Genomic DNA, 13,558 nt, shown 5'->3' with positions numbered 1-13,558 from the left:
TCGTGGAGCAAACAGCCCACTCTCATTTATGGGAAGTGCCTGAAAAACTGGCGCGGCCAAAACAAGGGACAGCGAGCAAGGGCCGCCCCGCCGCGAGGCTGTCGTCCCCCTCCCGCGAAGCGAGAGAGGGGGACGGCGCGAAGCGTCTCAGGGGGAGCTTCATTCAGGCCGGCTCGCCCATCTTGCTTTGCAGATAGTTGGGCAGACCGATCTTCTCGATCAGGCCCAGTTGCTTCTCCAGCCAGTAGGCGTGGTCTTCTTCCGTGTCGCGCAGCTGGGCCAGCAGCAGGTCACGGCTGTTGTAGTCGCTGTGGCGCTCGCACAGGGCCATGGCCGAGCGCAGGCTGTCACGCACGCGGTATTCGGTGGCCAGGTCCTTGCGCAGCATCTCTTCGACGGTCTCGCCGGGCGTGAACTCGTGCGGGCGCATGTCGGGGCGGCCGCCCAGGAACAGGATGCGGCGCAGGATGGCGTCGGCGTGCTGGGTTTCCTCTTCCATCTCATGGCCGATGCGCTCGAACAGGCGCAGCAGGCCCTGGTCTTCGTACTGGCGCGAGTGGATGAAGTACTGGTCGCGCGCGGCAAGCTCGCCGCGCAGCAACTCTATGAGGCATTCGATGACTTCTGGTTGGCCTTGCATGTTCTTCTTCTCCTGACTGTGTGAACGCCGCAAGTATCGCGTGAACCGGCCCTCGGGCCAAAGCGCGCGCTGCAATTCCCCGTGGACGGCGCATTGCATGCATGCGCGACGCAGAAGCATTCGCATCGCGGCAGGCGGGCGGGGGATGGGGCTAGGGTAAACGCTGTATTGCGGGCTTCAATAATAGTTATTTATCATAACGATTATGGAGCCGAAGCATCGGTGTCCAAAACCCCATTTCCCCTTTGCACAAGGAAGCGCAATGAGCACCGAACGTACCGAAGAACAGACCGTGTCCTGCACCGTCACAGGCCGCGTGGCCTGGGTGAAATTCAACCGCCCCGAAAAGCGCAACGCCATGAGCCCCCAGCTCAACCGCCAGATGATGCGTGTGCTCGACGACCTGGAGTTCCGTGACGACGTGGGCGTGGTCGTGCTTGCAGGCGAAGGCACGGCCTGGACGGCCGGCATGGACCTGAAGGAATACTTCCGCGAGACCGAGGCCACCGGCCTGGCCGGAACCCGCAAGGCCCAGCGCGAGAGCTATGGCTGGTGGCGCCGCCTGCGCTGGTTCCAGAAGCCGACCATTGCCATGGTCAACGGCTGGTGCTTCGGCGGCGGCTACGGCCCCCTGTTCGCCTGCGACCTGGCCTTTGCCTCGGATGACGCCAAGTTCGGCCTGTCCGAAATCAACTGGGGCATCCTGCCCGGTGGCGGCGCCTCCAAGGTGGCGGTGGAACTGCTGTCCTTCCGCCGTGCCATGTACCACGCCATGCTGGGCGAGAACATCGACGGCCGCACGGCCGCCGAGTGGGGCCTGGTCAACGAGTCGCTGCCGGCCGATCGCCTGCAGGCCCGCGTCACCGAAGTGGCCGAGGCCCTGCTGCAGAAGAACCCCAGCGCCCTGAAGGCCACCAAGGACGCCATCCGCCGCGTGCGCGACATGAGCTACGACAACGCCGAGGACTACCTGGTGCGTGCCCAGGAAGCCGCCAACAGCTTCGACAACGAAGGCCGCAAGGAAGGCATGCGCCAGTTCCTGGACGACAAGACCTACAAGCCAGGTCTCGGAACCTACGACTTGAGCAAGCAAGTCACCCCCTGAGGCGCTTCGCGCCTTCCCCCTCTCTAACTCGCTTCGCGAGGGAGGGGGACGACACCCTCAGTGCGGGGCGGCGCGGCCGGCTTAGGCCCTTCCTCGGTGTCCCTCGCTTGGGCAGCGTCCACCACGCGCGGTAGGCCTCCCAGCTTTAATCATTGGAGACAAGAATGACAACGACAGAGATGGCGGCCGCCCTGCGGCCCGACATCGGCAGGCTGCTGAGGCCGCGTTCCATCGCCATCGTCGGCGCCTCGGCCACGCCGGGTGCGCTGGGCGCATCGGTGCTGGGCAATCTGGAGCGCAACGGCTTCGCCGGCGACATCCACCTGATCAATCCCAAGCGCAGCGAGATCGCCGGGCGGGCCTGCCTGGCTTCGGTCGATCAGCTGCCCGAAGGCGTGGATGTGGCCGTGCTGGCCATCCCCCAGCCCTTTGTGCTGGACACGGTGCGCGCACTGGCGGCGCGCCGCGTGGGCGCGGCGGTGATCTTCTCGGCAGGCTTTGCCGAGGCGGGCGAGCGCGGCATGGCCGAGCAGCGCGAGATCGCACGCATTGCCGCCGAGGCCGGCATGGTGGTGGAAGGCCCCAACTGCCTGGGCTGCATCAACTACCTGCAGCGCGTGCCGCTGACCTTTGTCGAGGTGAATATCGACGCGCAGCAGGCCGATGCCGCGCGGCCCGCGATCGGCGTGGTCTCGCAAAGCGGCGCCATGATGACCGTGCTGTGCACCACGCTGGCCAGCCGCGCGCTGCCGCTGTCGCACGCCATCTCCACGGGCAACGAGGCCGCCAGCCATGCCGAGGACTATGTGGACTTCCTGCTGGAGCAGCCCTCCACGCGCGTGGTCGCCATGATCGTCGAGCAGTTCCGCCAGCCCGCGCGCATCCTGGCCGCCGTGGCCCGTGCGCGCAGCCTGGGCAAGTCGGTGGTGCTGCTGCATCCGGGCAAGAGCAGCGCGGCGCGCGCCTCGGCCGCCACGCACACTGGTGCCATGGCCGGCGACTATGCGCTGATGCGCACCAAGCTGGAGCGCGCAGGTGCCGTGTTTGCCGAGACACTGGAGGAGCTGGGCGACATCGCCGAGATCGCCATCCGCTGCCCGGTGCTGCCATCAGCTGGTGCGGCTGGTGCGGCCGGTGCAGCCGGTGCAGCCGGTGCAGCGGGAGTTGCCGTGCTGGGCGAGTCCGGCGCCTTCAAGGCGCTGACGCTGGACTGGGCCGAGGAGCTGGGCCTGGCCCTGCCCGCCATCGGCGACGACGACTCACCCGCGCTGCGCGCGGCACTGCCCGAGTTCGTGGGCGTGAGCAACCCGCTGGACCTCACGGCCCAGGGCCTGGTGGAGCCGGATCTGTATTTCCGCACGCTGGACGCGCTGTTTGGCGATGCGCGCTTTTCCACCGTCCTGGTCGGCCTGATCCAGGGCGATCCGGTGACCTGCGGCATCAAGATGCCGCCCGTGCTGCGCGCCGTGCGCGAGCTGCGGCCGGCCAAGCCCGTCATCGTGGCGGGCCTGGACGAGGGTGCTGCCGTGCCTGCCGAGTTCATCGCCGAGATGCGTGCGCTGGGCGTGCCGTACTTCCCCAGCACCGAGCGTGCCCTGCGCGCCGTGCAGCGCCTGACCGCCTTCAGCCAGCGCAGTTTCGAGCGCACCGATGCACAGCCCGTCGCGCTGACCCTGCCCGCAGGCCGCACGGTGGTGCCCGAGTACGAATCCAAGGCCGTGCTGGCACAGGCCGGCATACCCTTTGCGCGCGGCCGGCTGGCCACCTCGGCCGAGCAGGCCATGGCGATTGCGTCGGAGATCGGCTGGCCCGTGGCGCTCAAGGCGCAGTCCGCCGACCTCAGCCACAAGAGCGATGCGGGCGGCGTGATCCTGAACATTGCCGACGCGCAGGCCATGGGCGAGGCCTGGGGGCGGCTGCATGCCAACGTGGCGGCCTATGACAGCGCCATTGCGCTGGACGGCGTGCTGATCGAGGCCATGGGCCGGCGTGGCCTGGAGATGATCATCGGCGCGCGCAACGATCCGCAGTGGGGCCCGGTGATCCTGGCCGGCCTGGGCGGCGTGACGGCCGAGATCATGCGCGATGCGCGCCTGCTGGACGCCGACCTGTCCACCGGCGAGGTGCTGCGCGAGCTGGACCGCCTGCAGGGTGCGCCGCTGCTGCGCGGCTACCGTGGCGCCCCGGCGCTGGACCGCCAGGCGCTGGCCGAACTCATCGTGCGCCTGGGCCAGGTGCTGCGCGGCACGCCGGCCATCCGCGAGATCGACCTGAACCCGGTCATCGTGCTGCCCGAAGGGCAGGGCGTGGTCGCGCTCGATGCGCTGATGCTGGTCGAGCACAGCGCGGGCTGATGATCGCGCAAGGGCTGGCGCGGTGCGCCGGCCCTTTTCATGCGCAGCCCTGTCTCGCTTTCCCGCTTTCTTTTTTCCGCTTCCCCTTCCTCCACAGGAGGTCTCCATGAGCCTGCCTTACCCGCCGGGCCGCGTGTCCACGCCCGCGCCGGCCGAGTCGAACGGACTCGGCTATGCCTACTACGTCACCATCAGCCTGCTGCTGGCCTACACCCTGTCCTTCGTGGACCGGCAGATCCTGGGCCTGCTGGTGCAGCCCATCAAGAAGGATCTGCAGCTGTCGGACTGGGTGTTCAGCATCGTCCACGGCTTTGCCTTCGCCATCTTCTACACCTTCGTCGGCATCTTCCTGGGGCGCCTGGCCGATCGCTGGAACCGCCGCAACCTCATCGTCATCGGCATGGCGATCTGGGTGGTGGCCACGGCGGCCGGTGGCTATGTCACGGGCTTTGTCTCGCTGTTCGTGGCGCGCATGTTCGTGGGCGTGGGCGAGGCGGCGCTGTCGCCGGCTGCCTATTCCATGCTGGCCGACTACTTCCCGCCCGAGCGCCGCGCGCGCGCCATGAGCATCTACACCTCGGGCGTGTACATCGGCTCGGCCACGGCCTTCATCGTGGGCGGCCTGGTCATCCAGGCCGCCAGCCAGGCCGGCGAGGTGGTGTTCCCGCTGCTGGGCAGCTTCAAGCCCTGGCAGGCGGCCTTCATCTTCGTGGCCCTGCCCGGCATTCCGCTGGTGGCGCTGATGTACACCGTGCGCGAGCCGGTGCGCCGCGGCCTGCAGGCGGCAGGCGCCTCCGCCAGGGCCGCCGCTGCAGCAGGCCCCGCGCCCGATCTGTCCCATGTGTTCCGCAACAAGCGCGCCTTCCTGCCGCTGCTGCTGGCGCCGGGCATCACGGCCATGATCACCTTCGGCGTCACGGCCTGGCTGCCGGCCACCTTCATCCGCCAGTGGGGCTGGACGCCCGGCGAGATCGGTCCCGCCTACGGCGTCATCATCCTGACCTTCGGCATTGGCGGCATGCTGCTCAGCGGCTTCCTGGCCGACTACCTCACGGCGCGCGGCAAGCAGGTGGGCTCGATCGTCATCTCGCTGGTGGCCACCGGCGTGCTCATCGCCAGCGGCCTGGTGCTGGCCTTTGCGCCTTCGCCCACCGTGGCCCTGGTGGCCGTGGCGGTCACCACCTTCTTTCTGGGCATGCCGGTGGCGCTGGCGCCGCCCATCCTGCAGGCGGTCACGCCCAACCAGCTGCGCGGCCAGGTGACTTCCATCTACCTGCTGCTGATCAACCTGATCGGCCTGGGGCTTGGTCCCTTCCTCGTGGCCTTTTTCACGGACTTCGTCTTCCATGACGAAAAGCTCGTGGGCCTGTCGCTGGGCCTGGTGTCCGCCCTGGCCGCGCTGCTGTCCGTGCTGTGCCTGGCCAGCGCCATCGGCCCCTACCGCCGCCTGGTCGCGGCCATGGAGGGCCGGGCATGAGCGCGCAGGCATCACATTGCTCGCATTACCAGCCGCCGCTGCAGGACATCCGCTTCGTGCAGCAGCACTGGCTGGGCGCAGAGGCCGACTGGCACCGCATGCCGGCCCATGACGCCCTGGACCAGGAGACGGCCGACATGGTGGTCGAGGCGGCCGGGCGCTTTTGCGCCGACGTGCTGGCGCCGCTCAACGGCCCTGCCGACCTGCAGGGCTGCCGACTGGAAGAGGGCAGGGTGCGCACGCCCGACGGCTTTCCCGAGGCCTATGCGGCTTTCGTGCAAGCCGGCTGGCCGGCCCTGGCCTGCGCGCCCGAGTCCGGCGGCCAGGGCCTGCCCCAGCTGCTGGATGCCGCGCTGCACGAAATGCTGGCCTCGGCCAACCATGGCTGGACCATGTACCCGGGCATCCTGCACGGCGCCTATGCCTGCCTGCACGCCCATGGCGACGCGCACCTGCGCGCTACCTACCTGCCGCACATCGTCAGCGGGCGCTGGCTGGCCACCATGTGCCTGACCGAGCCCCAGGCCGGCTCCGACCTGGGCCTGCTGCGCAGCCAGGCCCGGCCCCGGGGCGATGGCAGCTACAGCCTGGACGGCAGCAAGATCTTCATCTCGGGCGGCGACCAGGACATGAGCGAGAACATCGTGCACCTGGTGCTGGCGCGCCTGCCCGATGCTCCCGCAGGCACGCGCGGGCTGTCGCTGTTCCTGGCGCCGCGCGGTATTCCCCAGGACGGCGGCGGGTTCCTGCCCAATGCCATCCACTGCGACGGCATCGAAAAGAAGATGGGCATCAAGGGCAGCGCCACCTGCGCCATGCGCTTCGAGGGTGCGCAGGCCTGGCTGGTGGGCCAGCCCCACCAGGGCCTGGCCGCCATGTTCGTGATGATGAATTCCGCCCGCCTGCACGTGGGCCTGCAGGGCCTGGGCCATGCCGAGATGGCCTGGCAACTGGCGCGCGCCTATGCGGCCGAGCGCCGCCAGATGCGCGCCCAGCCCCGGCCCGCCGATGCGCAGGGCCCCGCCGACCCCATCGCCCTGCAGCCGGCCGTGCAGCGCATGCTGGCCGACCTGCGTGTGTGGACCGAAGGCATGCGCGCCATTGCAGGCTGGGTGGCGCACCAGCTGGACCTGGCCGAACAGGCGCCGGATGCCGCGGAGCGCGCCCAGGCCCATGCGCTGGCCTCGCTGCTCACACCCGTGGTCAAGTCCTTCTTCACCGAGCGGGGCTTTGCGCTGGCCAGCGAGGCGCTGCAGGTCTTCGGCGGCTACGGCTATGTGCACGAGTACCGCATCGAGCAGACGCTGCGCGATGCCCGCATCGCCATGATCTACGAGGGCACGAACCAGATCCAGGCGCTGGACCTGCTGCAGCGCAAGGTGGCCGCCAGCGGCGGGGCCGCGCTGGCGCCGCTGCTGGCGGCACTGCGCGAGGAGGCCGCTGCCTGCGAGGCGGCGGGCATGGAGCCCGGCCTGGCCGGCGCGCTGCGCAGCTGGAGCGATCGCACCGAAGCGCTGACGGGCGCGCTGTGCGCCCGCGCCGCAGGCGACGCCCCGTTGCTGGTGCGCTGCGCCGAGGACTATCTGCGCCTGGTCGGCACGCTGTGCATGGCCTTTGCCTGGGCGCGCGCGGCGCGCGTCAGCCAGCCGCTGGCCGATCCGGCGCTGCGCCGCTCCAAGGCGGACAGCGCGGCCTGGTTCTTCGCGCATGGGCTGCTGGATGCGGAGCACTGGCTGCGCCGCACCGAGTCCGCCGCCCGCACGCCGCTGCCGGCCGCCGTGGCCTGAGCGGGCAGCCGGGGCTTTTATGATGGAACGCCGCACCGGCCCTGAAGATCCGCAGGCGCCGGGGCGGCTTTGCCTCGGTGTGCCTTCTTCCTCTTCCAGATCCGTGTCCATGGACAGCTCCTCCGAACCCGCCGTCGATCAGTCGCGCCTGCAGCGTTTCCTGGGCTACCGCCTCACGCGTGCGGAAATCCACATCCACAAGCTGTTCGCGCGGCGCGTGGCCGAACTGGACCTCAAGCCCAGCGAGTTCTCCATCCTGGTGCTGATCCACTCCAATCCCGGCATCTACCTGCGCCAGCTGGGCGAGGCGCTGGACATCTCGCCCTCCAACCTGGTGCCGGTGGTCGAGCGCCTGGTGCAGCGCGGGCTCATCGGGCGCCAGCCCGATCCGCGCGACCGCCGGCTGCAGCAGCTGCACATGACGGCCGAAGGCAGCGCGCTGCAGGCGCGGGCCGAGGGCGTGGTGGTGCAACTGGAAGACGAGCTGGAGCAGCTGCTGACCTCCACCGAGCAGCGCCATCTGTTCGCGGCCCTGGACAAGCTCATGGCCATCCAGGAAAGCCAGCCGGGCTGAACCGCCGCGCCGCCCGCTTTCCAACCCCTGGCCGGCGCCGGCCATGCGGCGCTGCGGCACAATGCCGACCATGCTGATGTACCCGCAGATCGATCCCGTGGCCCTGCAGATCGGGCCCCTCGCCGTGCACTGGTACGGCCTGACCTATCTGGCCGCTTTCGGCCTCTTCCTCTGGCTGGGAACGCGCAGGCTGCGCCACCCGCCCTTCGTGCGCATGCAGGGCGACCGCGCCTGGACGCGCAAGGACGTGGAAGACATTCTTTTCCTGGGCGTGCTCGGCGTGGTCGTCGGCGGCCGGCTGGGCTACTGCCTGTTCTACAAGCCGGGCTACTACCTGAGCCACCCGCTGGAGATCTTCTATGTCTGGCAGGGCGGCATGAGCTTTCATGGCGGCCTGGTGGGCGTGATCGCCTCCATGGTCTGGTTCGCGCGCTCGCGGGCCCGCTCCTGGCTGGAGGTGGCCGACTTCGTCGCGCCCTGCGTGCCCACGGGCCTGGCGGCCGGCCGCGTCGGCAACTTCATCAACGGGGAACTGTGGGGCCGCTTCGCCAGCCCCGAGCTGCCCTGGGCCATGGTCTTCCCGCAAAGCGGCTCCATGCTGCCGCGCCACCCCTCGCAGGTCTACCAGTTCCTGCTGGAAGGCCTGCTGCTGTTCGTGCTGCTGTGGCTGTATGCGCGCAAGGAGCACAAGCCGGGCCAGGTGGCGGCGGTCTTCCTCGTCGGCTACGGCGCCTTCCGATTCATTGCCGAGTACTTCCGCGAGCCCGATGACTTCCTGGGCCTGCTGTCGCTGGGCATGAGCATGGGCCAGTGGCTGTGCGTGCCCATGGTGATCGGCGGCATCGCCATGTGGTTCTGGGCCGCGGGGCGCCCGGCCTATCCAGCCCAGGCGGGCAAGCCGGCCTGAGGCCGGCGGTACGCACGGATACGAAGCGGGCCTGGTGCCCGCTTTTTTTGTGCAAGGTTGGCGCGAGAGGGGACAGGGGCATGCATGGGGATAGCCCGAAGACAAGAACGCGACATCGGCGTACACGGTCTGCCGTGCAGACTCTCATAATGTGAGCAGCAAAAGATTGTCATTGGCCGATTGGCGGCATGACAGTCCCGTGACCGCTTGACATGGAGGAACTTCTGAATGGGTCTGGCTACTGACTGGATTGCCCGCAATGTGTCCCGCTTTCGCAGCACCGATGCGGCTGCGCCTGCAACAAAGTCCGAGGGCGAGGCAGCCAAGGGACCCGCGCCGCGCGGCACGGCCCAGCGCCTGCAGGCCACCCTGCGGCGCGGCCAGGAAGTGCTGTCCCCGCGCGAGCTGCGCAAGCTCATGGAAGACCTGCAGGCTGCCGCCGACGCCGGCCTGAGCGATGTCGAGGGCGGCCGCCATGCGCAACTGCTCATGGACTGGTACGCCCAGGCCGAGCTGCCCGCGCACAAGGATTTCTGGGCGCTGATCGTCGAGCAGTTCGGCCCCGATACCGAAGCCCTGATGGCCGCGCGCAAGCGCTATGACACGGCGGCCAGCGATGCCGAGCGCGGCCAGGCCGAGATGGACCTGCGCCGCGCGCTGATGTCGCCGCGCACGCGGCTGCTGCAGCGCTTTGCCCAGCCCCAGGGCGGCATGGGCTTTCTGGTGGACCTGCGCGCCGAACTGCTGGCCCTGCCCAAGGCGGAGCAGCAGCGCTTTTCCGCGCTGGACGCCGAGCTGGAGCATCTGTTTGCCAACTGGTTCGACGTGGCCCTGCTGGAGCTGCGCCGCCTGAGCTGGGACTCGCCGGCCTCGCTGATCGAAAAGCTCATCCAGTACGAGGCCGTGCACGACATCCGCAGCTGGGCCGACCTCAAGAACCGCCTTGACAGCGACCGGCGCTGCTACGGGTTCTTCCACCCGCGCATGCCCACCGTGCCGCTGATCTTCGTGGAGGTGGCGCTGGTGGACCGGATGTCCGACAGCATTGCCCCGCTGCTGGACGAGACGGCTGCGGCCGCCGACCTGGGCCGCGCCACCACGGCCATCTTCTACTCCATCAGCAACACCCAGGCCGGCCTGCGCGGCGTGAGCTTCGGCGACTCGCTGATCAAGCATGTGGTGGAGACGCTGACGGGCGAGTTCCCCCGGCTGCGCCATTTCGCCACGCTGTCTCCCATTCCGGGCCTGCGTGCCTGGATCGCCAAGCACGGCGATGCCATCCTGGAGAAGATGGACGAGCGCCAGCGCAAGGCCTTCGAGCTCAAGGCCGGCGGCATGGGCGCCGAGCACCTGCTGGCGGCGCTGGATGCGCCGCAGGATCTCAAGCCCGACGCACCCGTGCGCCGCGCCCTGCTGTTCTGCGCCGCCCACTATCTTGGGCGCGAGACGGCCAAGGGCCGGCCGCTGGACCCGGTGGCGCGCTTTCACCTGGGCAACGGCGCGCGCGTGGAGCGGCTCAACTGGGCGGCCGACCTGTCGGCCAAGGGACTCAAGCAGTCGCTGGGGCTGATGGTCAACTACCTCTACGACCTCAAGCGCCTGGACAAGCATCGCGGCCTGCTGGCGCAGGGCCGCATACCGGTGTCCTCGGACATCGAAGCCCTGTGCAAATGAAAAGGGGCGCGGCGCAGGCCGTGCCCCTTTTCTTGCACAGGGACTGCTGCGCCTGACAACGAAGACAGCCTCAAAGAGGCGACAAGGAGACAAGTCATGCAAGCTTCCCACCCCACGGGGCGGCGCGCGGTGTTGCGCGCAGCCGGGGCCTCGATGGCCGCGCTGGCCCTGCCCATGGCAGCCCGCGCGGCGGCGGACTGGCCGTCCAAACCCGTGAACCTGGTCGTGCCGTTTCCGGCCGGCGGGGGCACCGATGCCTTTGCCCGGCCGTTCTCGGCCCAGTTCGCCAAGAGCGCGGGCAAGACCCTGGTGATCGACAACCGCGGCGGCGCAGGCGGCACCCTGGGCGCCAGCTACGCGGCCAAGCTGGCGCCGGACGGCTACAACTTCTTCATGGGCGGCACCCACCATGTGATTGCGCCGTCCATGTACCCGCGCCTGGACTATGACCTGGAGCGCGACTTCATCCCACTGGCCCTGCTGGCCAGCGTGCCCCAGGTGCTGGTGGTCAACCCGCGCAACGTGCCGCACAAGACCGTGCAGGAGCTGCTGTCCGACCTGCGCAAGCGGCCGGGCAAGCTCAACTACGCCTCGGCGGGCGCGGGCACCTCGCACCACCTGGCCGGCGAGCTGTTCAAGCTGCAGACCAATACCTTCATCACCCACATTCCCTATCGGGGCGCGGGCCCGGCGCTGCAGGACCTGATCGCCGGCAATGTGGACATGATGTTCGACGGCCTGGGCTCGTCGGCCCAGCACATCAAGAGCGGTCGCATCCGCGCGCTGATGGTCTCGGGGGACAAGCGCAACCCCGCCTTCCCCGACGTGCCCTGCGCGGCCGAGTCCGGCCTGCCCGACTACACGGTCACGACCTGGTACGGCCTGTGGGCGCCCAAGGGCACGCCGCAGGCCGTGCAGGCCCAGGTCATCGACCAGGTGCAGCGCATAGGCTCGGCCGAAGAGATCAAGTCCATCTGGGCGCGCAACGGCGCCGACTACGGCGGCATGAACCAGCAGCAGTTCGCGGCCATGGTGCATGGCGAGATCGCGCGCTGGGCGCAGGTGGTCAAGGCGTCGGGCGCCAAGCTGGAGTAGCGGACGAGGGGCCGCTCAGGGCAGGGGCAGGGCGGCGGCATGCGCGTGCATGTCACCACCCTGTCACGGGCCTTGGCTACGGTCCATCCCTTCTGAGATCCATCCTGGGAGGGAATATGAACAAGGCAGACAAGGTCCGCTCGCCCGCATCCGTGCTGCTCGCGCTGGTCCTGGCTTTCGGCACGGCCACGGGCCTGGCAGGCTGCGGCGGCAGCGACGACGGCCCCGAGACCATCGGCTCGCTGCGGCTGATCGGCGACTACAGCATCAAGACCAAGACACTGTTCGACGGCGTGGAGTTCGGCGGCATCTCCGGCCTGGACCGCGCGCCCGATGGCAGCTACTGGGCCATCTCCGATGAGCGCGGCGGCGAGCGTGGCACGCCGCGCTTCTACAACCTGGGCATTCAGTTCGATGACAAGGCCATCCAGGCCGTGACCATCCGCAAGATGGTCACGCTCAAGGGCCGCGACGGCCAGCCGCTGCCCGGCACACGCCGCACCGTGGACCCCGAAGGCATCCGCGTGGCGCCCAACGGCAACCTCTACGTGTCCAGCGAGGGCAACTTCAGCACCGACCCCGCCAGCCTGTTCCAGCCCTTTGTGCGCGAGATCAGGGTCGACGGCAGCTTCGTGCGCGACTTCGAGACGCCTGCAGCCTTCAACTATGTGGACAACACCACCAGCGGAGGGCGCAACAACAAGCTGTTCGAGGCCCTGGCCGTCACGCCCGACGGCAGCGTGTTCACGGCCAACGAGGATGCGCTGGTGGAAGACGGCCCCCTCACCACGCTGGCGGCGGGCAGCGTCATCCGCGTCCTCAAGCTCGATCCGGCCACGGGCAAGTCGGGCGCGCAGTATGCCTACGCATTGCCGAAGATTCCCCTGGACAAGGCCGCCAGCGGCAGCTTTCCGCCGGACAACGGCCTGCCCGAGCTGCTGGCGGTCTCCAACAACGAGTTCATCGCCATCGAGCGCGCCTTTGCCGATGGCGTGGGCAACACCATCCGCCTGACGCGCGCCACCATCGAGCCGGACACCACCGACGTGCGCAGCTTCAAGAGCCTGGTGGGCGCCAGCTACAAGCCCATGAAGCGCGAGCTGCTGCTGGAAATGCCCGTGACCTACCAGGGCGTCAAGCTCGACAACATCGAAGGCATCTCCTGGGGTCCGCGCCTGGCCAACGGCAACCGCACCCTGGTGCTGGTGGCCGACAACAACTTCGCGGACAACCAGGTCACGCAGTTCCTGGCCTTTGAAGTGCGGCCCTGAGCCCTCTTCGGGCTACCTTGACTTGCGCGGGCGTTCGTAGCCCGCCTGCGCGGGCGCGCCCAGCACCATGTCGGTGAAGGCGCTGCCGCCTGCGCAGATGTGCTGGCGCATGGCCTCGGCGGCCACCTCCGCCTGGCCTGCACAGATGGCGGCCACCACGGTGGCGTGCTCCTGCTGCGAGCGCGCAAGCCGGCCGGGCTTCTCGAACATGCGGCCCCGGTAGGGCGTGATGCGCAGCCGCAGCAGCCGCGTCTGCTCCACGATGAAGTCGTTGCCGCTGGCCTCGTATATCAGTTCGTGCAGCTGCATGTTGGCCTGCACATAGCCCTCGGCATCCTGCGCCTGGGCGCAGGCGGCGGTGTGCGCCAGCGCCGCCTGCAGCCGCTCGCGCAGCTGCGCATGGATGCGCGTGGCAGCCAGCCGGGCCAGCACACCTTCCAGCTCGGCCAGGCCTTCCATCATGGCCACCAGCTCGCGCGCATCCAGCCGCCGCACATAGATGCCCGAGCGCGGAACGATCTCCACCAGCCCCTTGGCCACCAGCAGCAGCAGCGCCTCGCGCACGGGGGTGCGCGAGGCGCCGAAGCGTTCGCACAGGGCCGGCTCTGTCTCTTATACACATCTGACGCTGCCGACGAAATGCGAACAGTGTAGGTCTCGGGGGTGGGGGGGGG

General features: G+C 69.0%; 10 protein-coding genes and 1 pseudogene. 9 read left to right on the top strand and 2 right to left on the bottom strand.

Translation table 11 applies throughout. The features are described from left to right. Nucleotides 1–163 precede the first annotated feature (163 nt). Nucleotides 164–640 (bottom strand): bacterioferritin, encoded by a 477-nt coding sequence (bfr, locus tag JHD82_RS14385; RefSeq protein ID WP_012204605.1) that lies wholly within the window; start codon nucleotides 638–640, stop codon nucleotides 164–166. A 262-nt stretch (nucleotides 641–902) separates the two neighbouring features. Between bfr and JHD82_RS14380 the strand changes: the two genes are divergently transcribed. From JHD82_RS14380 to JHD82_RS14340, 9 genes are all read left to right on the top strand, one after another. Continuing rightward, the gene (locus JHD82_RS14380) at nucleotides 903–1,745 is read left to right on the top strand and encodes a p-hydroxycinnamoyl CoA hydratase/lyase (protein WP_192368107.1); all 843 of its coding nucleotides are present in this window, start codon (nucleotides 903–905) and stop codon (nucleotides 1,743–1,745) included. A gap of 164 nt (nucleotides 1,746–1,909) precedes the next feature. Then, entirely contained in the window at nucleotides 1,910–4,099 is a 2,190-nt protein-coding gene (locus tag JHD82_RS14375) for an acetate--CoA ligase family protein (RefSeq protein ID WP_199137095.1), read from the top strand. Nucleotides 4,100–4,205: 106 nt separating this feature from the next. Continuing rightward, complete coding sequence (locus tag JHD82_RS14370) at nucleotides 4,206–5,576, top strand: MFS transporter (RefSeq protein WP_199137094.1); 1,371 nt, start codon at nucleotides 4,206–4,208, stop codon at nucleotides 5,574–5,576. Beyond that, the gene (locus JHD82_RS14365; RefSeq protein ID WP_199137092.1) at nucleotides 5,573–7,363 is read left to right on the top strand and encodes an acyl-CoA dehydrogenase; all 1,791 of its coding nucleotides are present in this window, start codon (nucleotides 5,573–5,575) and stop codon (nucleotides 7,361–7,363) included. The genes JHD82_RS14370 and JHD82_RS14365 overlap by 4 nt, the downstream gene beginning before the upstream one ends. A 109-nt stretch (nucleotides 7,364–7,472) precedes the next feature. Then, on the top strand, nucleotides 7,473–7,937 hold the full coding sequence (locus tag JHD82_RS14360) for a MarR family winged helix-turn-helix transcriptional regulator (protein ID WP_034391791.1): 465 nt from the start codon (nucleotides 7,473–7,475) through the stop codon (nucleotides 7,935–7,937). Between the two features lie 61 nt (nucleotides 7,938–7,998). Further along, nucleotides 7,999–8,844: a prolipoprotein diacylglyceryl transferase gene (lgt, locus tag JHD82_RS14355; RefSeq protein ID WP_225614206.1), complete on the top strand. Its 846-nt coding sequence runs from the start codon at nucleotides 7,999–8,001 to the stop codon at nucleotides 8,842–8,844. Between the two features lie 228 nt (nucleotides 8,845–9,072). Beyond that, nucleotides 9,073–10,518: a malonyl-CoA decarboxylase gene (locus JHD82_RS14350; RefSeq protein WP_043819465.1), complete on the top strand. Its 1,446-nt coding sequence runs from the start codon at nucleotides 9,073–9,075 to the stop codon at nucleotides 10,516–10,518. 96 nt (nucleotides 10,519–10,614) lie between these two features. Next, complete coding sequence (locus JHD82_RS14345; RefSeq protein ID WP_016445190.1) at nucleotides 10,615–11,613, top strand: tripartite tricarboxylate transporter substrate binding protein; 999 nt, start codon at nucleotides 10,615–10,617, stop codon at nucleotides 11,611–11,613. 116 nt (nucleotides 11,614–11,729) lie between these two features. Beyond that, nucleotides 11,730–12,884, top strand: coding sequence for an esterase-like activity of phytase family protein (locus JHD82_RS14340; protein ID WP_199137090.1), 1,155 nt, complete (start codon nucleotides 11,730–11,732; stop codon nucleotides 12,882–12,884). A 12-nt stretch (nucleotides 12,885–12,896) separates the two neighbouring features. On the opposite strand, the pseudogene JHD82_RS14335 reads toward JHD82_RS14340, so the two are convergent. After that, nucleotides 12,897–13,490 (bottom strand): annotated as a pseudogene (locus JHD82_RS14335) (GntR family transcriptional regulator); the annotation flags it as partial. Nucleotides 13,491–13,558: the final 68 nt, after the last annotated feature.

It is taken from the genome of Delftia sp. ASV31 (assembly GCF_016428765.1).
Taxonomy (GTDB): Bacteria; Pseudomonadota; Gammaproteobacteria; order Burkholderiales; family Burkholderiaceae_C; genus Comamonas; species Comamonas acidovorans.
This window is presented reverse-complemented; position numbering and strand designations above follow the sequence as displayed.